The organism is Bradyrhizobium sp. MV1.5, assembly GCF_055807615.1.
In genome coordinates this window covers 2,831-27,379 of the sequence record NZ_JBVVPL010000060.1, presented here as the reverse complement: position 1 = coordinate 27,379, position 24,549 = coordinate 2,831, and the positions used below count along the sequence as shown (strand labels likewise).

Sequence of the window (24,549 nt, the reverse complement as noted above, 5' to 3'; positions counted from 1 at the left end):
CGGCCTTAAGCCGTTTCGATGGCGTGAAAGACCAGCGCCGCCGAATAGACGTCAGGCAGCGACTGGATGGTGTTGAGCAGGGTGCCGAGGCTGCCGGCATCCGGCGCCTCGGTCACGACGATGAGCTTTCCTCGCGCATCGCGGCCGTGAATCTCGCAGCCGGCAAGAGCGGTGATCGCGGCTTCCAGCTGGTCCAGGCGCTCGGGGCGGGCCTGCACGATGATGCTGGCGATTTCGCAACCGGGCGGCGCGACGATGCGGTCGGCGCTGAGCACCCGGCCGGTGATCAAGGCGCGGCGGTTGAGTTTGGATTCGGCCATGATGCCTGTCTTTCGCTTCGAGGAGATCAATGCGGGGAGGGCGGTGGGCCGGGAGGGCCGGCGAACATCTGGTAGATCCAGACGCCGAGCCCGTAGGAGCCGACCGTTCCGACCGCGAGGACGGGCATCACGATCGCGGTCAGGAACAGGAATGCGAAAATCTCCATGCGCTTGCGGCGCACGCGCGAAGTCGCGTCGTCGGGGGCCGACATATTCGGTCTCGTCTGAAATGTGGGGATTGGGACGGCATCCGGGCCGTTGCCTTGCCGCACTTTAGATGCAGCAGGGCCACTGCCGCGTTGATCTGGATCAATCCGTCGAGTTGCGATGATGGCTGCCGCCAGGCCACAGGCGCAAGTTTGGGTTGTACCCGTGCGAAGGCGATGCGACAATTTGGCATCGAACGGGGATACGAGCTGTGACCGCGACAGGGCTGACGGCGATCGATCTCGGACTTCGCGGCGCGGCGAGCGGCGTGTTCCTGTTGATCGTTCTCGTGGCCTTGCTGCGTCGTGCGACCGGCCAACAGGCTTTTCTGGGCATCGCGATGTGCGCAGGCGGCATATTCTATGCGATCGCGACGGCGCCCAACCTGCCCAAAACGGCTTGGTGGTGGGTGTTGCCGATCCTGTCCGCGCAGCCTGCGGTCTTCTGGCTGTGGGCGCGCGCGGCGTTCGACGACGATTTCGTGCTGAGGCGTTGGCACGGCGCCCTGTGGCTGAGCATCGTGGCTTTCGGGTTTGCGATCACGCTGGGCTGGGCGAACTGGCCCGCTTTGGCCGGCGCAGGCGGGCGAGTCCTGGCTCTGGCCACCCTGGTGCTGGCCCTCGCCGCCGCCATTCAGACGGTCAAGACCTGGCGAGCCGATCTGGTCGCGCGGCGACGCCGACTCCGGCTGGCGATGCTTGCGATCAATGTCGTGCTCATCGCGACCGTCGCCGTCGCCGGCTTCGCCGCAATTCCCGTCGCGGTTCCCGGCGCGCCCGGCAGTCTCCCGACCGCGCTCGGGCTGTTCGTGGTGGCCATGCTTGCCGCCATCGGGCTGTTCAGCGCGCCGGCGATGGCCGTCGATGACGCCACGGCCGCGATCGCATCCGGCGAGGCGGGGAGGCAAGCCCCGGCCGCCGATCGCGCCGCCGCAGGGCAGGTCGTCGTCGATCCGATCCTGCTCCGGCGTCTCGACCATCTGATGACGGTCGAGCGAACCTACCGCCAGGAAGGCCTTGCGATCGGAGCGCTCGCGGCGCGGCTCGACGTTCCCGAGCATCGGCTGCGCCAAGCGATCAATGAAGGGCTGGGCTATCGCAACTTCAATGCGTTCCTCAACCGCTACCGTATCGAGGATGCCAGGCTGGCGCTGTCCGACTCGACGCAGCGGGAGGTCCCGGTGCTGACCATCGCCATGGATGCGGGCTTCCAGTCGATCGGACCTTTCAATCGCGCGTTCAAGGCCGAAACCGGCATGACCCCGACCGAATTCCGGCGTGAGGCGCTGAGCCGGCCCGACAGTGCTGAACTCAGCCAGCCGCGCCGCGAAATCGGCTAGCCGATTTTTGGATCAGGCGAGAACGCCGCGCCCCGATTGGGCAGACTGTCCGGCAGATCCTCTCGCCAGCCGAATGAGCCCACCCATGTCACCTTCGACCGCCGCCACCCCTGCATCGGAACGGCTGCACGCTCTTGATGCACTCAGGGGCGGCGCCCTGCTGCTCGGCATCGTCCTGCACGCGGCCATGTCGTTCGTGCCCGCCACGCCCCGGTTCTGGTTCATCCAGGACACCCATCCAAGCCTGCTCCTGGGCCTGCTGACCTTCACCATCCACGTCTTCCGGATGACGACCTTCTTCCTGATGGCGGGTTTCTTCGCCCGCATGAGCTTTCATCGCCGGGGCGTCAGGGGCTTCGCCCGCGACAGGCTCCTGAGAATCGGGCTGCCGCTCGTGATCGGTTGGCCGATCCTGTTCACGCCCATGTACTTCATCGCGATCTGGGCGTCTCATTTCCCGAACGGCGGCTGGTCCCGCAGCTGGCCACCGGTGCTGCCGAATTTCCCCCTGACCCATCTCTGGTTCATCTATGTGCTGCTGGAGCTTTATGTCGCCGTTCTGCTGCTGCGCGGCGCATTTGTCTGGCTAGATGCGTCAGGCGGGTGGCGAGCGGCGATTGACCGCGTCTTCGCCGGGATCATGAAAAGTCCGCTGGCCGCCCTTGTTCTGGCAATCCCGATCGGCGTCGCCTTCTGTCTCGATCAACGCTGGATCAATGTGATGGGCGTGAGGACGCCGGATCAATCGCTCATCACCAACGCGCAGGCCTGGATCGGCTTCGGCACCGCCTTCACGATCGGCTGGCTGCTGCATCGGCAGATCGATCTGCTGCGGCTGATTGAGCGGCGCTCGCTGCCGCATCTTCTGATCGCAATCACTCTGATCCTGATCAGTTTCGTGCTGGTTGGGGCGATGACGTCCGCGCCGGGTGCACCGAAACTGCCTTTCGGCTTTGCCACGCTCCGGCTTGTATCCGTGATCCTGTATGCGCCGGCGATATGGATTTCGACCTTCGCGGTCATCGGCCTCGCCCTCCGCTTCATGTCGGGCTTCAGTCGGACGTGGCGCTACCTCGCCGACGCCTCCTACTGGCTCTATCTGATCCACCTGCCGATCGTGATGGCGCTGCAGGTCGCGCTGTCGCAGCTCGACTGGCCCGGGCTGATCAAGTTCGTCATCATTCTCCTCGTCGCTGTTCCGCCGATGCTGGCGAGCTATCATCTGCTGGTGCGCTTCACCTTCATCGGCACGGTGCTGAATGGCCGCCGCGCCGAGAAGCGTGTTCTCCCGCAAGGCGGAATTGCGACTGCGTAGACAGCGCCGCCCCGCGCATTAAGATGCCCGCAACAAGAATAAGCGGGAGAGGCGTCATGAAGTTCGGCATCTTCTATGAGCTGCAACTGCCACGGCCCTGGGTGGCCGGCGACGAGCTCAGCCTCTACCAGAACGCGCTCTCGCAGATGGAACTGGCCGACAGTCTCGGCTACGATCACGCCTGGGTCGTCGAGCATCACTTCCTCGAGGAATATTCGCACTCGCCGTCGCCTGAGTCGTTTCTCGCCGCCGCGAGCCAGCGCACCAAGAACATCCGGCTCGGCCACGGCATCCTCCAGCTCACCACCAACCATCCGGCGCGTGTCGCCGAGCGCGTCGCGGTGCTCGACCTGCTCTCCAACGGCCGCTGCGAATTCGGCATGGGCGAGAGTGCCTCCATCACCGAGCTCACGCCGTTCGGCCGCGACATGGAGACCAAGAAAGAGGTGTTCGAGGAGGCCGTCGCCGCGATCTTCCCGATGTTCAAGGACGCGGGAAGCGAGCACCACGGCAAATATTTCGACATCCCCTTGCGAAACGTCGTCCCGAAGCCGGTGCAAAAACCGCATCCGCCCTTGTGGATGGCCTGCTCGCAATTACAGACCATCGAACGCGCGGGACGGCACGGCTTTGGCGCGCTCGGTTTCCAGTTCGTCAGCGCGGATGCCGCGCATGCCTGGGTGCACGCCTATTACAACGCCATGACCAAGCGGCTCACCAAGCTCGCCGACTACGAGATCAACCCGAACATGGCGCTGGTGTCGTTCTTCATGTGCGCGAAGACGGATGAGGAGGCCCGCGCCCGGGCCGACGGCGCCACCTTCTTCCAGTTCGCGTTGCGCTTCTACGGCGCCTCGCAGAATCGCCAGCGTCCGGCGCCCTACACCGTCAACATGTGGGACGAGTACAACAAGTGGAAGCGCGACAACCCGGAGGCGCAGGAGGCGGCGCTGCGTGGCGGCCTGATCGGCTCGCCCGAGACGATCCGCAGGAAGCTCAAGCGCTTCCAGGGCTCGCACATCGACCAGGTCATCCTCCTGAACCAGGCGGGCAAGAACAGCCACGAGCACATCTGCGAATCGCTGGAGCTGTTCGGCCGCGAGGTGATGCCGGAATTCCAGAACGATCCCGCGCAGGCCGCCTGGAAGCAGGGCGTCATGAGCGGCGAGATCAAGCTCGAGGAGATCGACACCGAGGCCTTCACCGACCGCTACGGCAAGCTCGCCGTCAGCGTCTCGCCGGCCAAGGCGGCGGCGGGGTAGGGTCTTTCACCGCCGAGGCCGGCTGACTTTATTTTGATTCCGTTTTCGTCTGGACGTTCTGGACGGCTCCGTCCACCGGCGTCCACTGCACCCGGCCATCCAACGCGGAGAGGTTTAGACCACCACCGGTCCCGAAGAGAACCATGTGCCCCGAACTGGCGGAGTCCACAGCGAGCGTCGCGCGGGGAAGTTTTGCAGCATTGTACATCGTCAAGGACGCATCCTGATGATCATTCAGGGACAGCACCGCCCGATGACCTTGCTCCGTATCGAGGAGCGACACCGAAGGTGCACCATCCTGGCGAAGCCCGATGCTGAGACGCACCTTCTCGCGGCTATCGAAGAGCGAGATATGCGGCGTTCCGTCGGAAGTGGACGAGATCAAGGCGACAATTTTTCCGGTGCCATTGCGCAAGGCTATTGTTTCCACAGAGAGGCTTTTGGTCTTGACCGCATCGGCGTTTACGGTCGCATGCCATTGCGACGAAATGATCGCCGCAGCCGCCATGATCGTAGCCCCTAGAACGCTCCATCTCATTGCCTTCAGCGATCGGTCCTGCCGCTGGATATGCGATGCCAGATTTTCAAGTGTGGGTTCGACCTTGAGCATGGCTTCGCCTCTGCCTTCGAGTAAGTTTGAAATCCGAGCATGCACTGCTGGTGCGAATTCTGCTAACCCAGCAGGGAATGCCGGCAATACACCGTCGAGACAGTCAGCTCAGCGGCCGCCCGGGAGGTAGTTACGCTTGCAGCTTTCGATATTCTTGTTTCGGTTCGGGTAGTCGGCACCGAAGGCCCCCACGTATTTGAGGCAATCCATGTATGGCTTGTTTCCCATCCATCCGTATTGCGAGCCGAAGCCTGCTGCAGCAGGTGAATAATGTGCGGATCCGAGCAGAGAGCCGAGTCCGACGAGGGCGGCGAAGACAGCGAAGCGAGCGGCTTTCATGTGAGGTCCTCCTGTTTTGGGTGGCGGGTTGCGGCCACGATGCAGAGTGCCGCAACTGCTTTGAACCTTCAGTGACCCATATCACGGGGCCCCCAAGATCAATCCATCGCGAGCGCTGATCAAAGGCGTGGTTTGCGGGGTCCGGGTGGAGGATGTCAAAGAGCCGACGATGCGAGAGATCCGCTACCTGGACAAGCTGATCGATGAGCTGGCCAAGGGAAAAGCAATGGACAAGATTTTGCGGAAAAGTGCCGCCTGAGGCGCCAGCCCTGGTCAGCCTGGCTTGGCGACCTTGCGGCGGATATCCGACGACACCCGCCTTCCGCCGCGCGGCCATTGCTGATAAATTTCATCAAAAGGCGATAGGGAGAAAACGATGCGCCCTCACGGGACGCCCGCAAATCCGGCGGCTGGCGATGTCACACCCGCGGTGCTCGCCATCGGTCGCCCGGATTTCCCTGATATCCTGATCGATACACTGCGCCGGCAGGCCGGGGTCGGCCATTGCATGGTGTTCGCCCTGAGCCGCGCGGGCGCCGCACACTGCCTGCTCGATGCCGGCAACATCCCGATCGGCGGCGATCTGGGCGCGGCCTATGCCGGGCAGTTCCATCAATCCGATCCCAACCGCGATGCGCTGTTCGAAGGCGAGGGCCGCGCGCCGCTCGTGCTGCCGGCCTTCGCGCCGCGCATGTACGGCGCGCGCTACCGAAAAATGTTCTTTGTGGATTCCGGCATCGTCGACAAATGCGCGACCGCGATCTGGGTCGACGATACCTGCTTCTACGTCAATTTCTATCGCATCGCTGTCCAGGGCCGCTTCAGCGACGCCCAGCGCGCACGACTTCAGGCCATCGCACCGGCCATCAGTGCGAGCGTAGCACGCCATTTCCAGCACAGCTCGTCCGCGACGACTGAGCAATCTCTCGCCGCGCTCTTCGCGACGCGCGCGCCGCTCGCCAGCCTCACCCCGCGTGAGCAGGACGTTTGCCGGCGCATCCTCTCCGGCTTCAGCTCCGAGGCGATCTCGCAGGCGCTCGGCATCAGCCTGCATTCGACCCTGACGTACCGCAAGCGCGCCTATGAACGGCTCGGCATCTCCTCGCAAAGCGAGCTGTTTGCAATCGTGCTGCGCCTGCTCGCCGGCCCGCGCGGCCTGAACTGAGGGTTCCCCAAGCCTGCGAGTCCCTGCTTCCGAGAGCAAGGCGGTCACGCTGCCCGCCCTCCGGGACTGTCGCTCTGTGACCCATTGTAGGCGATATAACCAGAGTCAGGTTTCAGTCTCTTTCAATCCAAATCTCCGCTTCACTCAGGGCGTTGAAAATGCGTTCAACGTCTTTGGGATCAAGCGCGCTGCTGTCACACAGCTGATTCAGGTCATCGAAGGTAATCTTGCCGTTCCGTTCACCGATTTCGATGGCACGTCGAATGATTTCCGCCACGCTCATGTTCTCTCCGCTTCAGCAGCCTCTACTATACGGGAAGAGAGACCGGTCTGGTCCATAAGCGAAGATCGAAGCTTCGTCCTGCACGGCTGCTGCCGGGATAGGGCCGGATCGCCGGCCCGGTGCCAAACCCGATGCGGACATCGCCTCCGCGATCGATAAAGTTGGAACCAAATCGTAAAACCCGCCGAAGCGGAGCCCCTGTATTAGCTTTTAGATCTCCTAGCTCGATCGGAAGAGATGTCGACCACCATGTCTCGCGGCTCCCCAGCGACAGGACCGTCGCTCATCGATAGAATCGGGCTGTGGATGTCGAAAAGCCGCGTTGTCGACGGCCTCTGGATCGGATCTTTATCGGATGATCCCGAGCGAGCCCTGCAACGCGTCGAAGCCGCGCTGCGGCTGATCGAAAGGTTTGCTCCACTTCACTACCGGCGCATCAAGAAGAGTCTTTTTCGAATCTGGGTGCAATTGGTTCCGCACGGCGCCGGAGGCTATCAGCATTCAATAAACGCCTGCCTGCTCGACGCGCGTGTCGTCGATTCTGAAAGCACGACGGTCGAATGGATCGCGTCCGCCATCGTACACGAGGCGACCCACGCAAGGCTCGAGAACTGGGGCATCCACTACTATGAAGCCGTCCGCCCCCGGATCGAGCGGATCTGCGCCAGAAGAGAGTGGGATTTTGCTCGGCGTCTGTCGGGCGTCGACGCGTTGCGAGAAGAGATCGCTTGGAGGCTTGATTGGTGCGGTGAGGGGAGCACGCATTATACCGACCAGAATATGAGCCAGAGCATGGATCAGGGAATTGCGCAGACACTCCGTCATCTGGGAACGCCAGAATGGCTCATAACCCTCATGTTCAGGGTGAGAGATCTACGCGTCGGATTCCGCCGGTTCACGCGACGCATAGCGGGTGCTTTGGAGTGATGAACTCGGGTACGAAACGAAGTGGGGCGGGTCTGGCGGGAAACCCTAATCAACCCGACGATCGCTTCTCCAGAGCCGCCGCGATACCTTCCAAGGCGGCATTCCTGCGCTTGCTTTCGACGAGTTCATTCTCGCACATCTGAGCAATCGTCGGCCCGGACCACCGTCCGGGCGTCTCGGCGTCCCTCCGGCAACACAGCCAGGTCACCGCTGCCAAAAAGGCCGCAGCAGCCAGCCATGACAGCGCCTGCCCCAGGTCAAGGTCCGCGACGGCGCCACGGAAATCGCCCTTGGACAGGTACGCCATGGCGCGATTGCTGTAGGCGTTCCGATCATTTGGATCGAGCGCAATCATCTGGTCGTAGTCGGCGATGGCGCGGTCGAGCTCACCCTTGGCTTGATAAGCGTAGCCGCGGTAGTAATAGGCGTCCCTGTATTGCGGAAAGAGCGCGATCGCCTGACTGCAGTCGGCGATGGTGCGATCAAGGTCCCCCTTCTCTCTGTATGCGAGGCAGCGGTTGTAATAGGCGAGCGCATATTTCGGGTAAAGCGCGATCACCCGGTCGTAGTCCGCGATGGCGCGATCAAGATCGCCCTTGGCAAAGTAGGCGTTGCCTCGGGTGATGAGGGCGACATAATTGTTCGCATTGAGCTGGATGCTGTCAGTATAGTCGTCAATGGCACGGTCGTTGTCGCCCTTGGCCTGATAGGCATAGCCGCGCTCGCCGTATCCGACCTGCTTTCCATAATCCGACAGGCCGCCTTCGAATGCCTGGTTGGTGTCCGCTATCGCCCGGTCGTAGTCGTGCCGTTGGTTGTAGATATGCGAGCGGTTGAGCAGTGAGCTGAGAGCCTTCGGCTCAAGCCGGATCGCCTCGGTGTAGTCCTTGAAGGAGCGGTCGACGCGATCGGCAAGGCTTGTCCACGACCAGGCATAGCCGCGTGTATGATACAAGGCGGAGAGGTCTTGCGCCTTATAGTCACCGCTTTCGATCGCGCGCGTGCAGGCGGCGATGGTCGCGGTAGCGGTTTCCTTCGAGCCTTTCAAACACGCCTGTTGATCGTCGGCTATCGCCGGCCCGCTGACGGCAGCGGCTGCTGAGAGTGCCAAGGCAACCAGCCAGACCGGCGCGGAAATCCCCGTGCGCATACCTCTACTCCCTGCGATAGCGGATATGCGAGCTAACCCGGAGACGGCTTTTCCAGTGCCACCGCGATCCTCTCCAGCAACGCATTGGTGCGCCTGCTCTCGGCAATCTGCTGCTCGTAGAGGTCCACCCAGTTCGTGCCGGACGATGAGCGCAAATTCCTGCGCGAAAGCCACAGCCAGACGCCCACCAGCGCCAGGAACGGCAGCCAAGACACGATGAGACTAACCACCCAGGCCGACGAACCACCGCCTGGCCGGTTGAGCAGCGAAAACAAAACGACGAGAGCGCCGACGAGAGCGATCCACATAGCGACAAACAGAATCCGAATACGAGGCTTGGTCATTCCAGTCACGGTAGTTCCCGGGTGGGTATCAGGAAGCGCATGCTATCATTGGTTGATTTTGCTTCCCATGCCCTCGCGCATGCCGTCGTCGCAACGTGGTTAGCCAATCCCTTGCGGCGAGCACCGGCATGTTAAGGTACGCCCTGACTCCGTCCGTCCCTATCGCTAGGGACAGACGCCGGCCGCTTAGTTCGCTAGTCTGCTCTGAACCACACGAAGATCCAGGGGAAGCCGCCTTGAGCACCGCGCCGCGCATCGACATCGACCCGGCCGCATTCTGGGCCGACCCATATCCGATGCTCGCCAAGATGCGCAAGGAGGCCCCGATCGCGTTCGTGCCGCAGCTCGGTTCGACGCTGCTGACGAGCCGCGACGATATCTCGATCTCCGAGAAGCAGATCGACGTGTTCTCCTCGCACCAGCCTGCAGGCCTGATGAACCGGCTGATGGGCCACAACATGATGCGCAAGGACGGCGAGGCGCACCAGGTCGAGCGCCGCGCGATGTTTCCGACGGTGTCGCCAAAGACGGTGAAGGCGCACTGGACCGCGCTGTTCCAGGCCCATGCCGATCGCATCATCGACGCGATCGAGCCCGGGCGGATCGATCTGATGCGCGACTTTGCCTTGCCGTTTTCCGGCGAGTGCCTGAAGTCGATCACCGGCCTCACCAATATCGGCTTTGCGGATATGGACGCCTGGTCACAGGGCATGATCGAGGGCATCGCCAATTACAGCGGCGACGCAGCCGTCGAGGCGCGTTGCCATGCGGCGACGTCGGGCATCGATGCCGCCATCGACGACATCCTGCCGGTGATGCGCAAGCATCCCGACCAGAGCATCCTCGGCGTGCTGCTCGCGTCGGGCATGGCGATGGAAAGCGTGCGCGCGAACGTCAAACTCGCGATCTCCGGCGGCCAGAACGAGCCGCGCAAGGCGATCGCCGGCACGGTGTGGGCGCTGCTGACCCATCCCGACCAGCTCGATCTCGTGCGCCAGGGCGAGGTGACGTGGCTCCAGGCTTTCGAGGAATATGCGCGCTGGATCTCGCCGATCGGCATGTCGCCGCGACGCATCGCAAAGCCGTGGACCATCCGCGACGTCGCGTTCGAAACTGATGAGCGCGTATTCCTCATGTTCGGCTCCGCCAATCGCGACGAGAAGCACTTTGAGCGCGCCGATCAGTTCGACGTGCGGCGTGATACGGCCAAGAGCGTCGCATTCGGTGCCGGTCCGCATTTCTGTGCCGGCGCCTGGGCCTCGCGCGCCATGATTGCCGACGTCGCACTGCCGACCTTGTTCGCCCGCGCCGGCCGGCCCGAGATCGCCGACGACGAACCGGTGCGGATCGGCGGCTGGGCGTTCCGCGGGCTGCAAAATCTGCCCGTGAGGTGGCTGCATTAGTTCGGCAAGGACCGGTCCATCCGCAACGCCGCCATGATGCCATCCTGCTCCTGTTTTGCCCGACGAGTCAAGTTAATTTCGGATAAGCGTAAGTCATTGTTTTCGCACGCCCCGGCTACTGTGCATGGGGTTGTTCTCGCGATTTTTTAATCTCTCGGTCGGGTCGCGGGTCTCGAAGGCTCGATCCTGAGCCACCTTTTGTCGGCGGGCGATCGTACCTAAATAGAGAGGGACCCCCGCTCGGGGACGATGCCATGAATGTAGTGCCCCGCGATCTCATGACCGAAAATGTCGTCTCGCCTGCCGATTTCCGCGGCGCCATGCGCCATCTCACCGGCGGCGTCAGCGTCATCACCGCCGGACGGGGCAAGGACATCACCGGCATGACGGTCACCTCGGTCAGCTCGTTCTCGGTCGATCCGCCGACGCTGATCGTCAGCATCAATCGCGACGCCTCCTCCTTCCCGCTGATCCGGCGCCACGGCGCCTTCGGCGTCAATATCCTCGCCGCCGATCAACTCGACATCGCCGAGCGCTTTGCCGGCAAGGGCGGGCTCAAGGGTGCCGATCGTTTCGCGGGCGCCAGATGGATGACCGCGGAGTCGGGAGTTCCGCTGCTGGTCGGCGCATTGTCCGCCGTCGATTGCGAAGTCGAGGACATCATCGAGCGCCATTCGCATGGCATCATCATCGGGCGGGTGCGAGACGTCAGGAATTCGACCCGCAACGCAGCGCTGGCCTATTGGCACGGCCAGTACGTGGCGGTGGATCAGGACGAAGACGCCGTCAGGCTTGCGGACGTCAGCGTTCCCACCCACGTCCGCCGCGGCATTTGATCGCCGCCGGCCACAGACCGTCCAGGCTGGCCTTTTCGCTTCCATCGCTCTAGAAGCGCTGCCTGAGCCTCCCGCAGGGACAGCAACGGAGCGCAATGATGAAACGCGTCGCGACTTGGGCCTTCTACGCGGTCGGCGCGATTGCGATCGCCTATCTCGCGCTCTACGCCTATGCGATGTTCAGCGGCCATCCGATCGTGCCGGGCGACCCCATCCAGATCTTCCGCAGGCCGGATGCGCCGAGCTATTCGTGAGGTTCTCGCGGACAGGCGCTGTACCTGTTTTCACCCCCGCAAAATCGCCAGCGCCAGCGCCTGCGCGCGCGGCACGATGCTGTCGAGCTCGAGATATTCCTCCGGCGTGTGCGCGAGCCCGCCGACCGGGCCGAGCCCGCAGATGGTCGGCGTTCCCACAGCGGCGGTGAAGCCGGAATCGGCGCAGCCGCCGGAGAACTCGCCTTCGAGCGTGGTGAGACCGGCCTGCTTTGCGGCGGCCTGATAGTTCTCGAACAGCGCCTTTGAATCGGCGCTCTGCACCACCGGCACGAACTCGCCCTTGACCGTCAGCGTCGCGCTGGTGCCGGGCACGTAAGGTGTCGCGATGATCGTCTCGATCGCAGCCATCACTCTCGCGCGATCCGCCGGATCGACGTAGCGCAGGTCGATCTGCCCTTCCGCGTAAGGCGCCGTGGTGTTGACGGACTGCCCGCCCGAGACGAGGCCGACATTGAGTGTGATGCCCTTGTCGAGATCGGTCAGCGCGTGGATATGCACGATCTTGTGCGCGAGCTCGCCGATCGCGCTGACGCCGGCGGCGAAATTGGCGCCGGAATGCGCGGCTTTGCCGGTGATGGCGACATGCATGAAGATGCCGCCCTTGCGTCCCGTGACGATATTGCCGGTCGGGCGGCCCGGCTCGGAATTGAACACCGCGCGCGCGGCGCGTCCTTCGCGCTCGATCACCGGCCGCGAGGAGGGCGAGCCGATCTCCTCGTCCGAGGTGATCAGCAGCTTGATCGGGTGCGGGTTGCCGCCGAATTTGTGGAAGGCGGTTGCCACGAATATGTTCATGACGACGCCGGACTTCATGTCGGCAACACCAGGACCATAGGCGCGCCCGCCCTGGATCGTGAACGGACGCCGTCCGGCCTCGCCCTTGCCGAATACGGTGTCGCGATGTCCCATCAACAGCACCGGCTTCTCGTTGCTGCCGGGCTTTGCCACCTCGGCGTGGATCGCATCGCCGAAAGTACCGTGGCTTTCGCGCCGGAACGGAATGCCGTGCTCGGCGAAATGCCGCTCGAACCGCGCCCCGACCGCATCGACGCCTTCCTTGTCATAGGATCCGGAATCGATGTTCACGACATCGCGCAGCAGGTCGATCATCGCCTGCCGCTGCGTCGCCAGCCAATCCGTGATTTGAGCTTGAGACATTTTGATCCTCGCGTGGTTCTCGGTGGCGCTTATAGGGCCTGGCGCTGTCACGACCTAGTCGGAGAACGCGGTGCGGCCATGTCGCAGTCTGCGGGTTTCGATCCACGCTGCCTCCCCAACGTCGTCCTGGCGAAAGCCAGGACCCATACCGCGGACTATCGAGGGAGGGCGGTAGGAGTACCGAATGACGAATCTTCGCCAAACTCCTCCTTGGGATAATGGGTCCTGGCTTTCGCCAGGACGACATCGAGAGTCTGGAGGCTGTCTGCACTTCACCAACAAAAATGCCCGGGACCAGCCCGGGCATTTGCAGTTTCAATGTTCGGCAGGAGTGCCTACGCCCCCACCATCGGCATGCGTGGATATTCACCCGGCGTGCCGGCCGGCGTAATCGGAATGCCGCCGTCGGAATATTCGTTGAGCTTGTTGCGGAGCGTGCGGATCGAGATGCCCAGGATATTGGCGGCATGGGTCCGGTTGCCGAGGCAGTGCTTCAGCGTCTCCAGGATCAGGTCGCGCTCGACGTCGGCGACGGTGCGGCCGACCAGCGCCCGCGTCACCTGCTCGGCGGCCATGGTGGCATGCGCCACGGCCGGCACGGTCTTGGCGAGATCGAGACGGTCGCCGTCGGGCGTGAGGATCGCATCGGCGCCGATCTCGTCGCCCTGCGCCATCAGGACCGACCGGTGCATGGTGTTTTCGAGTTCGCGGACGTTGCCCTGCCAGCGGTTGGTGGAGAGCACGCGGCGCGCTTCCGCCGAGATCGGGCGCATCGGCACGCCGTTGGCTTCGGCGTATTTCTTCACGAAGTGCTGGGCGAGCTCGAGAATGTCGAGGGGACGCTCGCGCAGGGGCGGGATCTTCAGATTCACGACGTTGAGCCGGAACAACAGGTCCTCGCGGAACGTGCCTTCGCGCACCGCGTCCACCAGGTTGCGGTTCGAGGTCGCGATGATGCGGATGTCCACCGGGACGGGCTTGGTGCCGCCGACACGGTCGATCACGCGCTCCTGAATGGCGCGGAGCAGTTTCGATTGCAGGCGGACGTCCATCTCCGAGATTTCGTCGAGCAGCAGCGTGCCGCCGGTTGCCTCCTCGAACTTGCCGATGCGACGGGCGATCGCGCCGGTGAAGGCGCCCTTCTCGTGGCCGAACAGCTCGGACTCCAGCAGATGCTCGGGGATCGCGGCGCAGTTGATCGAGATGAACGGGCGCTTGGCCCGTGCCGAGCGGGTGTGGACGTAGCGGGCCAGCACTTCCTTGCCTGTCCCGGATTCGCCGGTGATCATCACCGAAGCGTCCGAGCCCGCGATCTGCTGCGCGAGCTTGATCACCTTGGCCATCGCCTCGTCGCGATAGACCAGCTCGCGGGAATCGTTGGCGACGGCAGCCAGCACCGCCGCGATCAGCTCCGGGTCCGGCGGCAGCGGGATGTATTCCTTGGCGCCGGCGTGGATCGCGGCAACCGCGGCGCGGGCGTCGTTGGTGATGCCGCAGGCGACGATCGGCGCGTGGATGTGCTCGGCCTCGAGCCGCATCACGAGATCGCGGATGTCGAGGGCGACGTCGACCAGCAGCAGGTCGGCACCCTTGCCGCCGCGCAGCACGCGCATCGCCTGATCGTGATCCTCGGCGTGGGTCACGGTGGCGCCGTTCGCCATCGCGATCTTGGTGGCGGTGGTGAGCTGGCCCTTCAATGTGCCAACGATGAGAAGCCGCATGTCAGTCTCCTGTCCGTCTGGTCGCGCTGCCGCGCGTCGTCGCTCTAGGCGCGTTCAGTCTTGATGATTTCGGTCATGGTCACGCCGAGCTTGTCCTCGACCAGGACGACTTCGCCGCGGGCGACCAGCTTGTTGTTGACGTAGATGTCGATGGCCTCGCCGACGCGCCGGTCAAGCTCGAGCACGGTCCCGGGTCCGAGCTTCAACAGCTCGCTGACGTCCATCTTGGAGCGGCCGAGCACGGCCGAAACCTGGACCGGCACGTCGAACACGGCCTCGAGGTCGGCGGCGGCGCGCGTCGCGTATTCGTCCTCGTTGTAGCCGACGTCGGTGCCGGCAGGCGGCATCGGGCCGTTGAGATCGGGCAGCGGGACCTGTCCGTCAGTGTCGCTCATGATTTAACTCCCCCTGCGGGACGCAACGTAGCGTCCCACCATTTCGTCGATCTTGGCCGCGATGGCGGCGCGCTCCAGCACGACGCCGCCATCGGCCCATTCGATCCGGCAATCGCCGGTGGCAATCTCGGGCTCGGCCAGAATCACCAGCCGGCCTTCGAAGCCGTTCTGCCTGGCCAGCCGCTCGATGTTCTCGCGCGCGGCGTCGTAGAGCGCGTCGTTGATGCGGACGACGAGATGCGGCGTCGCGACCAGATGCGAGAAGCAGTCCTTGACCAGCGCGACGATCTCGCCGAGCGGCTCGGCGGCGACCAGATCGGCGCACAGCTTGCGCGCCACCGCGACCGCAACGTCGACCGCCTCGGTCTCCATCTTGGATTCGATGTTGCCGATGCCCGAAGCGATGCCCCGGATGGCGATGTTGATCTCTTCCATGGCAAGCGCGACACGGCGGTCGCTCTCGGCCTTGGCCTCGCGCTGGCCTGCGGCGAAGCCGTCCTGATAGGCGCGCGCCTCGGCTTCCGCGACCTTCTGGGCGATCTCGGCCGCGGTTGCGGCCTTCTCGCGCGTCCGGTCAGGCGCCGCGAAGTCGTTGTCGAACAGGAATTTTGCCGGAGCGGCCATCAGTACACCAGCTCGTCGTCGGCGCGGTTCTTGGTCAGCATGATCTCGCCCTTGGCGGCGAGATCCTTGGCCAGGTTCACCAGCAGCGCCTGGGCCTCGTCGACGTCGCGCAGGCGGACCGGGCCCATCGCCGCCATGTCGTCCTGGAGCATTTTGGCCGCGCGCGAGGACATGTTGCCGAAGAAGAAGTTGCGGACGTCCTCGTTGGCGCTCTTGAGCGCGACGCCGAGCTTGTCCTTGTCGACGTTGCGCATCAGGGTCTGGGCGGAGCCGGAATCGAGCTTCACGAGGTCGTCGAAGGTGAACATCAGCGCCTTGATGCGCTCGGCCGATTCGCGATTGTCCTCTTCCAGCGAGGTGATGAAGCGGGTTTCGGTCTGGCGGTCGAAATTGTTGAAGATTTCCGCCATCACCTCGTGGGCATCGCGTCGGCGGGTCTGTGACAAATTGGACATGAATTCGGTGCGCAGCGTCTTCTCCACGCTCTCGATCACCTCCTTCTGCACCGCCTCCATCTTCAGCATGCGGTTGACGACGTCGAGCGCCAGATCCTCCGGGAAGATGCCGAGCACGCGCGCGGCGTGTTCCGGCTTCAGCTTCGACAGCACCACCGCGATGGTCTGCGGATATTCGTTCTTGAGATAGTTGGCGAGCACCTCTTCCTGCACGTTGGAGAGCTTCTCCCACATGTTACGGCCGGCCGGGCCGCGGATTTCGTCCATGATGCCGTTGACGCGCTCGGGGGCCAGATATTGCTGGAGCAGCCGCTCGGTGGCGTCGAAATTGCCCATCAGCGCGCCGGAGGCCGACATTCGCGAGACAAACTCGAGCAGCATGTCCTCCACGGTGTCGACCTCGACGGTGCCGAGCGTCGACATCTCCAGCGAGAGCTGGCGCACCTCGTCATCGTCGAGCAAGCCCCAGATCTTGCCGCCATATTGCTCCCCGAGCGCCAGCATCAGGATCGCGGCGCGCTTCGGCCCCGGTACTGCTTCGGTCTTGGCGCCCGCGCGGCCGACGGCACGCTGACCGAGCGTGGAGATCACGCTGGTGATGTCGTTGGAATTGGCGTTTTGCAGGGCAGCGGCCATGTCAGATCACTTCTCGATTATTTCGCGGGTTCGGTCAGCCATTGGCGGATGATGGCGACGGTCTCGTTGGGATTGCGCTCGGCGAGTTCGCCGACGCGATGGACGGATTGGGCATGGACCTGGCCCTGGACGGTGGCGACGTCGATCGCGCTCGCGGCGCCACTCGGCAGGAGCGGCTGGCTGGCGGGCGCGGCCTCGTCGCTCGCCGGGCCGGTGAGGGCGCCGGAGATGGCGGCTGCGACTTCGTCAGATGCCAGGATGCGCTTGACCAGCGGCCGGACCACCAGGAACAGCACCACCAGGCCGAGCAGCATCATCACGCCGAGCTCGACGAAGTACATGACGTCGTCCTTGGTGAACTGGAGCATGCCGAGCAAGCCGCTCGGCTCCGCGATCGGGGTGGTGGAGGGGGCGTCGGCAAAGCGCAGGTTGACGACCTCGACCTGGTCGCCGCGCTTCTGGTCGAAGCCGATCGCCGAGCGCACCAGCGTGGCGATGCGGTCGAGCTGCTCCTTGGTGCGGTCCTGGTAGGCCAGATCGCCCTTCTCGTTCTTGGAGTAGATGCCGTCGACCAGCACCGCGACCGAGATGCGGTTGACCCGGCCGGCCTCGGTCACTTCGGTCTTGGTGGTGCGGGAGATCTCGTAATTGTTGGTCTCTTCGCTCTTCTTGCTCTGGTCCTTGGCCGCGACGCCGCCGTTCTGCTGGTTGCCCGGCAACTCGTTGTTGACGGTGACCTGGCCGTTGTTGTCGGCGGTCATGCTCTGCTCTTCGCGGGTCTGGCTCGAGCGCAGCACGCGGCCTTCGGGATCGTACTTGTCCGAGGTCTGGGTGATCTTGTTGAAGTCGAAATCGGCGGAGAGCTGGACCCGGGCGCGCCCCGTGCCCACCACGGAGGAGACGATGTCCTCGACCTGCTTGCGCATCCGCTTCTCGAAGGCGGTGCGGCGCTCGTCGCCCATCGCCTGCTCCGGATCGGTCTGGGCGCCGTCGGCGAGCAGCTGCCCGGTCTCATCGACGATCGAGACCCGCTGCGGCTTCAACCCGTTCACGGCCGAGGCGACGAGGTGGCGGATGGCGCGGATCTGCTGGGCTTCCAGCGCGCCGCGGACCCGAACCACGATCGAGGCCGACGGCTCCGGCGCCTCGCGCGAGAACAACGGGCGCTCGGGCAGCACCAGATGGACGCGGGCGGCCTGGATGCGGTCGATGGCGCGGATGGTGCGGGCGAGCTCGCCCTCCAGTGCGCGGAGATGGTTGATGTTCTGGACGAAAGAGGTGGTGCCGAGCGCATCCGACTTGTCGAACACCTCGTAGCCGACGCCGCCGCCCTTGGGCAGGCCGCCCTCGGCGAGCTTCATCCGCAGGCGGGTGACCTTGTCCTTGGGCACCATGATGATGGTGCCCTCGTTGCGCAGCTCGAACTGGATGCCCTGGCGCTCCAGGTCCTTGATGATGCCCGAGGAGTCCTCGACGCTGAGATCGGTGAACAGCGTCGTCATCTGCGGCGTGGTGACGCGCATGATGACGAACGCGAAAAAGCCGACGAGCGCGGCGGTGACCGCGATCATCGCCCCGAACCGGGCGGCTCCGATACCCTTCAGAAAGTCCGCAAGACCTTGCAAGCAACCGCCCCGAGAGATTCGGCTGCTTTCACAGGAAAGGCCGACTGGGCAATTATTGCCTAGGTGATGGTTTCGATATGGTTAACGAAGGTTAAGAGCTGCGACAAAAGTCGCGCCAAAACGAAACATGAAAAAAAACGGCCTCGCGGAGCGAGGCCGATTTTCGTCAAAAGCCGCAGATTTCCGGATTGCCTACTGGCGATATTGTTGGATACGGGTGGTGCGAAGTCCCGCCAGACCATGCTGGTCGATCGAAAACTGCCAGGAGAGGAATTCGTCAACCGTCAGCGTATAACGGCTGCAGGCCTCCTCGAGGGAGAGAAGACCGCCACGGACTGCGGCGACGACCTCGGCCTTGCGGCGGATGACCCAGCGTTTGGTGCCGGGTGCAGGCAGATCCGCAATCGTCAACGGACTACCGTCCGGCCCGATGACGTATTTTACCCTCGGGCGATGGGGTTCTGTCATGGCGTACTCACAAACTCTCAACCACTGAACTCACTCAGGAACCGTACGCCCGCCGGCTTAAAAATCCGCTAAGCCTAAGGCTTCAATACAATTCTCGTTGAAAATGGCTGGAACGCAGCCGACTCGACCGGCGGGACGGTGCGTCCAGGCGGGCCGAGGGGGTGTTCGTAAATACTTTACTAACGAACGAGGCCTGCGCGGGGTGTCGCAAGGCCTCTCGACGTCGTCCTGGCGAACGCCAGGACCCATTACCCCAGCGCGAAGTTTGGCGACGACTCGGGGTCACGTCCTCACGCCAAAACGACTTTCGGTGGCAATGGGTCCTGGCTTTCGCCAGGACGACGCGGAATGTGCTTCGCGCGCCGCCTTTAATTGCTGGCCGTCGCGATGATGCTCTTGACCTGGCTCAGGGTGTAGCTGGCGCCGTCGATGGTCAGCAGCGGCGGCGACTGGGTCAGGTCGACGGACGACACCACACCCTGCACCTGCGCGGCGATGCCGACATTGTTGTTGGCGACGTCCTTGCCCGTGGCCGAGATCGTGTACTTGCCGTCGGGCCATTGCGTGCCGTCATTGCCCTGGCCGTTCCAGGTGAACGGAACGTCGGTGCCGGCGCCGGCGGTGTATTTGCCGGTGAACACGGTCTGGCCGCTCGCATTGGCGATGGTGATGTCGACGGTCGCGTCGCTCGGCACGTTGAGATGCCAGGTCGCCGACGAATTCGTCATGGTCCCGGTGGTGCCGTCGACCAGGGCGGTCTTGCCGACGAAGCCGAGCGCCTGGGTCGCCTGCGTGGTCTGTTGCAGGGTGACGAGCTGGGACAGCGAATCGTTGGTCTTGAGCTGCTGCTCGACGCCGGCGAACTGCACCAGCTGCTGCGTGAACTGGTTGGTGTCCAGCGGATCGAGCGGGTTCTGGTTCTGCAGCTGCGTCGTCAACAGCGTCAGGAAGGTCTGGAAATTGCCGGCCAGCGTCGCGCCGGTGCTCGAGCCCAGGCTCGGGTTCGACGAGGATTTCGGCAGGTCGGTCGTGCCCGAGACGACGGACGGGGCGGTGGCGGCATTCGTGGTGGTCATGATCGAATACTCCTCACACTCTGATGTCGACGCCGCTGCTCGATCCGAGCATGCGGCCGTAGCTGCGCCCGACCGGGGCCGCGGGAACTGCGTCCTCGTCGCTGACGATCAGCCGGCGGGCATTGCCGCCATTGTCGTTGTTCTGGCCGGAGTTCTGCCCCGACGAATTCTGGTCGCGCAGGCTGAAGGACAGCCCGTTGCTGCCGGTCTTGAGGCCGGCATCGTCGAGCGCGCGCTGCAATTGCGGCGCGTCCTGCCGCAGCATCTGCAGCGTCTCCGGCTTCTCGACGGTGAGATGCGAAGTGACCTGTCCGTTGCGGTCGACATTGATGCGGACGTCGATGCGGCCGAGGTCGAGCGGATCGAGGCTGATGTCGAACCGGGTCTTGCCCGCGCGTGCGGCGGCGGCAATTTCGATCGGCACGCCGCTGATCGGAATGGCGTTGGCATTCGCCGCGGTCGCGGTGAGCGTCGCGGTCGAAGCGGTCGCGGCCGAAGTCGTATTGGTCAGCGGCGCTTGAATGGCAGAGGCCGCCTGCGCGCTTGTGTCGGTGGTGGGGACAGCGGCCTGCGTGCCCGCATGGGCATGATGACTTGTCGCCGGTGCCGCATCGGCGGTGCGGTCGGAAGTCCCAGCCTTGGCGTCGGCCGCGTTCGCATCGATTGCCGGCTTGTCGGCTTGCGGATGCGCCGTGTTGGCGGACGCTGCCGTCGCCGGGGTCTGCGCGGCGTTCGCCTTGCCGGTGTCCTGGCCGATATTGGAAACGTCGCTCGCGCCTTGCGCGATGGCTGCGGCCTTGAACGACGTTTTTGGCGTGCCCTGGTCGGCGGCGGCGATCAGGCCGCCATTGGTCTTGGCGTCGGTCGCGGTCGAATCGGTCGTCCCGGTCGCGGCATCGGCCAGCGTCGCCGAGGTGTCGGCATCGACCTTGGCGCTCGCGGTCTTGGCGCTTTTGTCGCCCGGCGTCGCGGTATCGGTCTTGGTGCCGGCGATCTGCGCCGCGATGGATGCGCTGGCGGCGAGGCCGGCGGCGGCGATCGTCAGCGGCGAGGAGGCGGCGCCGGCGGCCTGGTTCGCAGCCGCGTTGGGATCGACCGGCACGGCCACGACGAGTGCGTTCGGATCGGGTAAGGCGGCCTGCGCCGCGTCGATCTGCGCGGCGGCGGCGGTATCGACGGCGGCCGCGAGGCCATCGGTGCCGTCGGCCTTGTCCGCCTTGGTCTGGTCGGACTTGTCCGCAGACTTGTCGGCCGATTTGGCGTCGGACGCCTCCGGCTTGTCCTTGGTCTTGCTATCAGCCTTGGCCGCATCGGCGGTCGAGTCGCTCTTGGCGTCGTTCCTGGCGTCGCTCTTCGCGTCGTTCTTGGCGTCGTTTTTGGCGGACGCGGATTTGTCGGTGTCGTCGCTGGCCTTGCTCTGCGAGGACTTGTCGCTCACTGAGCGATCGCGCGGGCTCTTGTCCGAGGCGGAGGACGATGAATCGGTCCGGCGCGGGGTGTCCTGCGCGGAGGACGCCGCGCTGTCGCTGATCGCCTGGGTGTTGCTGTCCACCAGCGAGCCAAAGGACTCGTTTGCGGAGCTGTCTTTCGGCGCTTGCGACCGGGCAGGCTTTTGCTGCGCGCTCTGGACTTGCACGCTTGCCGCTACATCTGACGTACGACCGACCACAGGCAACCCCTTGGAAACATCTTCGCCATGAGAGGGAGCAAGGAGCGGGCCACCGTCGCGCTAAGTAATTTTAACTAATAAAATCAAAGGTTTAATGATTTGGCGCCCCCGCCGCGAGGCCTTCCCGAGCCCCGCCATTTCTGCCTCCCCGGCAAGAATTGCCGTAAACCTTGCGGGGTCCGTGATTGCTTCACCGGAAGGCCGCCTATATTAAAGAGACAGCTCTCAACCGCTTTCGACCGGGCAGGCCGCGCCCTTCGGGAACTCTCGGTTCCCGGGGATTGCCTTTGTCCCGCCGGAAGCACCCAGCGGATCGCCGAACGCCGCCGTCACAACGCTTTAAGGCCCATGCTCAACAGTCTGGATCTCGAAGGCCGTCCTGAGGATACCAGGGTCGTCGTTGCCATGTCGGGCGGCGTCGATTCATCGACGACGGCTGCGCTCTTGAAGGCGGAAGGCTACGACGTCGTCGGCATCACGCTGCAGCTCTACGACCATGGTGCGGCCACCCATCGCAAGGGCGCCTGCTGCGCCGGCCAGGACATCCACGACGCCCGCGACGTCGCGGCCAAGCTCGGCATCCCCCATTACGTGCTCGACTACGAGGACCGCTTTCGCGAATCCGTCATCGACAATTTCGCCGACAGCTACGCGCTCGGCGAGACGCCGGTGCCGTGCATCGAGTGCAACCGCTCGGTCAAGTTCCGCGACCTCCTGAAGACCGCGCGCGAACTCGGCGCCACCGCGCTTGCCACCGGCCACTACGTCGCCTCTCGCCGCCGCGCCGACGGCTCGCGCGCGCTGGTGTGTGCCGCCGATGCCGATCGCGACCAGAGCTACTTCCTGTTCGCGACCACGCAGGAGCAGCTCGATTATCTGCGCTTTCCGCTGGGCGACATGACCAAGCCCGAGACGCGCGAGCTGGCGCGCCGCTTCGGCCTCGCGGTCGCCGACAAGCACGACAGCCAGGACATCTGCTTCGTGCCCACCGGGCGCTACACCGATATCATCACCCGCCTGCGGCCGAACGCGATGGACCCCGGCGACATCGTCGATCTCGACGGCCGCGTGCTCGGCCGGCACAACGGCATCGCCAATTTCACCATCGGCCAGCGCCGCGGCCTCGGCATCGCGGCCGCCGCACCGCTGTTCGTGGTGCGGCTGGAGGCCGCCAACCGCCGCGTCGTCGTCGGCCCGCGCGAGGCGTTGAAGATGCACCGCATCGTGTTGCGCGACGTCAACTGGATCGGCGATGGCGACATCGACCGCGCCGTCGGCGATGGCCTCGAAATGTTCGTGCGCGTGCGCTCGACCCGCGCGCCCCAGCCGGCGTGGCTGCGCGGCGCCAACGGCCATTACGAGGTCGAGCTCGTCGCCGGCGAAGAGGGCGTTTCGCCGGGACAGGCCTGCGTGTTCTACGACGCACCTGGCGGCCAGGCCCGCGTGCTCGGCGGCGGCTTCATTCAAAGCGCCGCCGCGAAGGCCGCAAGCAGCACGACGAGGCCGCTCGCAGAAGCGGTCCGCGGCTAATCCATGAGATCGGACCGCACTCTCGCGACGCCGGAAGTGCGCCCCCTCTCCCGCCTGCGGGAGAGGGTTGGGGAGAGGGCTCTCTCCACCCGCGATATCTCGCGAGAGGATAAAGCCCTCACCCGCCACGCTCTTGCGAGCGTGCCGACCTCTCCCGCAAGCGGGAGAGGCGCCAGACCGCGCGCTGGGCTGGATTTGATCTCACCAACAGCTATTCAACTCTAGAAACTTTTGCAGGGCAGGGGCATGGCAGCAGACATCTCGCGGGCCGGGGTCGAGAAGGCCTATGGCCGCTGGGCGCCGGTCTACGATCTCGTGTTCGGTAAGGTGTTCGACGCCGGCCGGCAGTCGACCATCGCCGAGGCCGACCGCATCGGCGGCCGCATCCTCGACGTCGGCGTCGGCACCGGGCTGTCGCTCTCGGATTATGCGCGCACCACAAAGATCTGCGGCGTCGACATTTCCGAGCCGATGCTGCGCAAGGCGCAATCGCGCGTGCGGAGCTTGCGGCTCTCCAATGTCGAGGTGCTCTCGGTGATGGACGCCAAAAACCTCGCCTTCCCCGAAAACTTCTTCGACGCGGTGGTTGCGCAATACGTCATCACCGCGGTGCCCGATCCCGAGGGCACGCTCGACGAGTTCGTGCGTGTCTTGAAGCCCGGCGGCGAGCTGATCCTGGTCAACCACATCGGCGCGGAAAAGGGGTTGCGCAAACTCTCCGAGCTCGCGTTTGCGCCGCTCGCCCGCCGTCTCGGCTGGCGCCCGGAGTTTGCATGGGAGCGCCTGGTCAACTGGGCCGCAAACCACGGCGGCGTCACGCTGGCCGAGCGCCGCCCGATGCCGCCGATGGGGCACTTTTCGCTGATCCGCTACCTGAAATCGTGATCGGGGGCGCGGAACACGCGGCCTGACCCGCGCGTTTCCCTCCCATGCGCACCACATCGAACATCATTCTGGCCAGCCTCCTGATCGCCGCCTCCGGCAGCGCGATCGCGCAGGCCCCGCCCGCCCCGGCGACGCCGCCGCAACAAACCGCGCCGCCATCCCCGCAGCACGCGACCAATTGCACGCCGCAGGACCGCCCGAACCGCTCGGCCGATGGCACCACCACCGGCCAGTCCCGGGAACCGCTCGGCGACAAACTGGCAAAATCGGACGGCGTGCTCTGCCCGCCCTCCGGCGTCGACCCCGAGATGCACGCCCCGGCGCCCAGCACGAACGGCGCCATGCCCGTCATCCCGCCCCCCGGCAGCCCCGGCGGCGACCCGACGGTCCGGCCGAAATAACAAATAGTCGCGCCTCTTCGCCTCTCCCCGCCTGCGGGGAGAGGCCGGGGAAACCGCCCCCCGCGGGGGAGGGGGGGGGGGGGGGGGGCCCCCCGCCCGGGGCCCCGGGGGGCGGGTTACCCCCCCCAAAA

At 64.6% G+C, this 24,549-nt stretch carries 27 protein-coding genes and 1 pseudogene; 12 read left to right on the top strand and 16 right to left on the bottom strand.

Going from position 1 to position 24,549, the window contains the following annotated elements:
- Positions 1-5 precede the first annotated feature (5 nt).
- Positions 6-320 (bottom strand): chaperone NapD, encoded by a 315-nt coding sequence (locus AC0L2J_RS32255; RefSeq protein WP_007614109.1) that lies wholly within the window; start codon positions 318-320, stop codon positions 6-8.
- 26 nt (positions 321-346) lie between these two features.
- On the bottom strand, positions 347-532 hold the full coding sequence (napE, locus tag AC0L2J_RS32250) for a periplasmic nitrate reductase, NapE protein (RefSeq protein ID WP_007596178.1): 186 nt from the start codon (positions 530-532) through the stop codon (positions 347-349).
- Positions 533-738: 206 nt separating this feature from the next.
- On the opposite strand from napE, the gene AC0L2J_RS32245 reads away from it, so the two are divergent.
- The 3 genes from AC0L2J_RS32245 to AC0L2J_RS32235 all read left to right on the top strand — a co-directional run bounded on the left by AC0L2J_RS32245 (position 739) and on the right by AC0L2J_RS32235 (position 4,443).
- A complete protein-coding gene (locus tag AC0L2J_RS32245) occupies positions 739-1,866 on the top strand; it encodes an AraC family transcriptional regulator (RefSeq protein WP_473395671.1) in 1,128 nt (375 codons plus the stop codon).
- 85 nt (positions 1,867-1,951) lie between these two features.
- On the top strand, positions 1,952-3,181 hold the full coding sequence (locus tag AC0L2J_RS32240; protein WP_473395670.1) for an acyltransferase family protein: 1,230 nt from the start codon (positions 1,952-1,954) through the stop codon (positions 3,179-3,181).
- Positions 3,182-3,237: 56 nt separating this feature from the next.
- Positions 3,238-4,443 carry an LLM class flavin-dependent oxidoreductase gene (locus AC0L2J_RS32235; RefSeq protein WP_473395669.1) on the top strand — a complete coding sequence of 402 codons (1,206 nt, stop codon included), beginning with the start codon at positions 3,238-3,240 and terminating at the stop codon, positions 4,441-4,443.
- Positions 4,444-4,471: 28 nt separating this feature from the next.
- Here AC0L2J_RS32235 and AC0L2J_RS32230 read toward each other — a convergent pair whose 3' ends face one another.
- Both AC0L2J_RS32230 and AC0L2J_RS32225 read right to left on the bottom strand, forming a co-directional pair.
- Positions 4,472-5,053 carry a hypothetical protein gene (locus AC0L2J_RS32230; protein WP_007614093.1) on the bottom strand — a complete coding sequence of 194 codons (582 nt, stop codon included), beginning with the start codon at positions 5,051-5,053 and terminating at the stop codon, positions 4,472-4,474.
- Between the two features lie 108 nt (positions 5,054-5,161).
- Positions 5,162-5,392 (bottom strand): hypothetical protein, encoded by a 231-nt coding sequence (locus AC0L2J_RS32225; RefSeq protein WP_007614092.1) that lies wholly within the window; start codon positions 5,390-5,392, stop codon positions 5,162-5,164.
- Between the two features lie 79 nt (positions 5,393-5,471).
- On the opposite strand from AC0L2J_RS32225, the pseudogene AC0L2J_RS32220 reads away from it, so the two are divergent.
- Together AC0L2J_RS32220 and AC0L2J_RS32215 are read left to right on the top strand one after the other, a co-directional pair.
- Positions 5,472-5,651: pseudogene (locus AC0L2J_RS32220) on the top strand (DUF2200 family protein); the annotation flags it as partial.
- 117 nt (positions 5,652-5,768) lie between these two features.
- Entirely contained in the window at positions 5,769-6,557 is a 789-nt protein-coding gene (locus tag AC0L2J_RS32215) for a helix-turn-helix domain-containing protein (protein ID WP_473249814.1), read from the top strand.
- A 112-nt stretch (positions 6,558-6,669) separates the two neighbouring features.
- On the opposite strand, the gene AC0L2J_RS32210 is transcribed toward AC0L2J_RS32215, so the two are convergent.
- Positions 6,670-6,840 (bottom strand): RNA polymerase sigma factor region1.1 domain-containing protein, encoded by a 171-nt coding sequence (locus AC0L2J_RS32210; RefSeq protein ID WP_473395668.1) that lies wholly within the window; start codon positions 6,838-6,840, stop codon positions 6,670-6,672.
- Positions 6,841-7,077: 237 nt separating this feature from the next.
- Here AC0L2J_RS32210 and AC0L2J_RS32205 point away from each other — a divergent pair, with 237 nt between their 5' ends.
- Positions 7,078-7,767, top strand: a complete 690-nt coding sequence (locus tag AC0L2J_RS32205) for a hypothetical protein (protein WP_473395667.1) — start codon at positions 7,078-7,080, stop codon at positions 7,765-7,767.
- A gap of 49 nt (positions 7,768-7,816) precedes the next feature.
- Here the strand turns inward: AC0L2J_RS32205 and AC0L2J_RS32200 are convergent, their stop codons facing one another.
- The gene (locus tag AC0L2J_RS32200; protein ID WP_473395666.1) at positions 7,817-8,917 is read right to left on the bottom strand and encodes a tetratricopeptide repeat protein; all 1,101 of its coding nucleotides are present in this window, start codon (positions 8,915-8,917) and stop codon (positions 7,817-7,819) included.
- A 32-nt stretch (positions 8,918-8,949) separates the two neighbouring features.
- Positions 8,950-9,261, bottom strand: coding sequence for a hypothetical protein (locus AC0L2J_RS32195; protein ID WP_473395665.1), 312 nt, complete (start codon positions 9,259-9,261; stop codon positions 8,950-8,952).
- A gap of 236 nt (positions 9,262-9,497) precedes the next feature.
- Between AC0L2J_RS32195 and AC0L2J_RS32190 the strand changes: the two genes are divergently transcribed.
- From AC0L2J_RS32190 to AC0L2J_RS32180, 3 genes are all read left to right on the top strand, one after another.
- Positions 9,498-10,664 carry a cytochrome P450 gene (locus AC0L2J_RS32190; RefSeq protein WP_473395664.1) on the top strand — a complete coding sequence of 389 codons (1,167 nt, stop codon included), beginning with the start codon at positions 9,498-9,500 and terminating at the stop codon, positions 10,662-10,664.
- Positions 10,665-10,918: 254 nt separating this feature from the next.
- Positions 10,919-11,500 (top strand): flavin reductase family protein, encoded by a 582-nt coding sequence (locus tag AC0L2J_RS32185; RefSeq protein WP_473395663.1) that lies wholly within the window; start codon positions 10,919-10,921, stop codon positions 11,498-11,500.
- Positions 11,501-11,598: 98 nt separating this feature from the next.
- Positions 11,599-11,754 carry a hypothetical protein gene (locus AC0L2J_RS32180; protein WP_007614085.1) on the top strand — a complete coding sequence of 52 codons (156 nt, stop codon included), beginning with the start codon at positions 11,599-11,601 and terminating at the stop codon, positions 11,752-11,754.
- A 30-nt stretch (positions 11,755-11,784) separates the two neighbouring features.
- Here AC0L2J_RS32180 and AC0L2J_RS32175 read toward each other — a convergent pair whose 3' ends face one another.
- The 9 genes from AC0L2J_RS32175 to AC0L2J_RS32135 all read right to left on the bottom strand — a co-directional run bounded on the left by AC0L2J_RS32175 (position 11,785) and on the right by AC0L2J_RS32135 (position 21,602).
- Positions 11,785-12,933 (bottom strand): M20 family metallopeptidase, encoded by a 1,149-nt coding sequence (locus tag AC0L2J_RS32175; protein ID WP_473395662.1) that lies wholly within the window; start codon positions 12,931-12,933, stop codon positions 11,785-11,787.
- A gap of 335 nt (positions 12,934-13,268) precedes the next feature.
- Positions 13,269-14,654: a sigma-54-dependent transcriptional regulator FlbD gene (flbD, locus tag AC0L2J_RS32170; protein ID WP_063994837.1), complete on the bottom strand. Its 1,386-nt coding sequence runs from the start codon at positions 14,652-14,654 to the stop codon at positions 13,269-13,271.
- A 44-nt stretch (positions 14,655-14,698) separates the two neighbouring features.
- Positions 14,699-15,049, bottom strand: coding sequence for a flagellar motor switch protein FliN (gene fliN / locus AC0L2J_RS32165; RefSeq protein ID WP_007614079.1), 351 nt, complete (start codon positions 15,047-15,049; stop codon positions 14,699-14,701).
- Between the two features lie 3 nt (positions 15,050-15,052).
- Complete coding sequence (locus AC0L2J_RS32160) at positions 15,053-15,673, bottom strand: FliH/SctL family protein (RefSeq protein ID WP_007614077.1); 621 nt, start codon at positions 15,671-15,673, stop codon at positions 15,053-15,055.
- Entirely contained in the window at positions 15,673-16,764 is a 1,092-nt protein-coding gene (fliG, locus tag AC0L2J_RS32155; RefSeq protein ID WP_007614076.1) for a flagellar motor switch protein FliG, read from the bottom strand. The genes AC0L2J_RS32160 and fliG overlap by 1 nt, the downstream gene beginning before the upstream one ends.
- A gap of 17 nt (positions 16,765-16,781) precedes the next feature.
- Positions 16,782-18,389: a flagellar basal-body MS-ring/collar protein FliF gene (gene fliF, locus AC0L2J_RS32150; RefSeq protein WP_473249819.1), complete on the bottom strand. Its 1,608-nt coding sequence runs from the start codon at positions 18,387-18,389 to the stop codon at positions 16,782-16,784.
- Positions 18,390-18,581: 192 nt separating this feature from the next.
- Positions 18,582-18,857, bottom strand: coding sequence for a CtrA inhibitor SciP (gene sciP, locus AC0L2J_RS32145; RefSeq protein WP_002714638.1), 276 nt, complete (start codon positions 18,855-18,857; stop codon positions 18,582-18,584).
- A 368-nt stretch (positions 18,858-19,225) separates the two neighbouring features.
- Positions 19,226-19,933 (bottom strand): flagellar hook assembly protein FlgD, encoded by a 708-nt coding sequence (locus AC0L2J_RS32140; protein ID WP_007614067.1) that lies wholly within the window; start codon positions 19,931-19,933, stop codon positions 19,226-19,228.
- A 13-nt stretch (positions 19,934-19,946) separates the two neighbouring features.
- On the bottom strand, positions 19,947-21,602 hold the full coding sequence (locus AC0L2J_RS32135; RefSeq protein WP_473395661.1) for a flagellar hook-length control protein FliK: 1,656 nt from the start codon (positions 21,600-21,602) through the stop codon (positions 19,947-19,949).
- A gap of 348 nt (positions 21,603-21,950) precedes the next feature.
- On the opposite strand from AC0L2J_RS32135, the gene mnmA reads away from it, so the two are divergent.
- From mnmA to AC0L2J_RS32120, 3 genes are all read left to right on the top strand, one after another.
- A complete protein-coding gene (gene mnmA, locus AC0L2J_RS32130) occupies positions 21,951-23,132 on the top strand; it encodes a tRNA 2-thiouridine(34) synthase MnmA (protein ID WP_473395660.1) in 1,182 nt (393 codons plus the stop codon).
- A gap of 246 nt (positions 23,133-23,378) precedes the next feature.
- Positions 23,379-24,017 (top strand): class I SAM-dependent methyltransferase, encoded by a 639-nt coding sequence (locus AC0L2J_RS32125; RefSeq protein WP_473395659.1) that lies wholly within the window; start codon positions 23,379-23,381, stop codon positions 24,015-24,017.
- Positions 24,018-24,061: 44 nt separating this feature from the next.
- Positions 24,062-24,418, top strand: coding sequence for a hypothetical protein (locus tag AC0L2J_RS32120; protein WP_007596151.1), 357 nt, complete (start codon positions 24,062-24,064; stop codon positions 24,416-24,418).
- Positions 24,419-24,549: the final 131 nt, after the last annotated feature.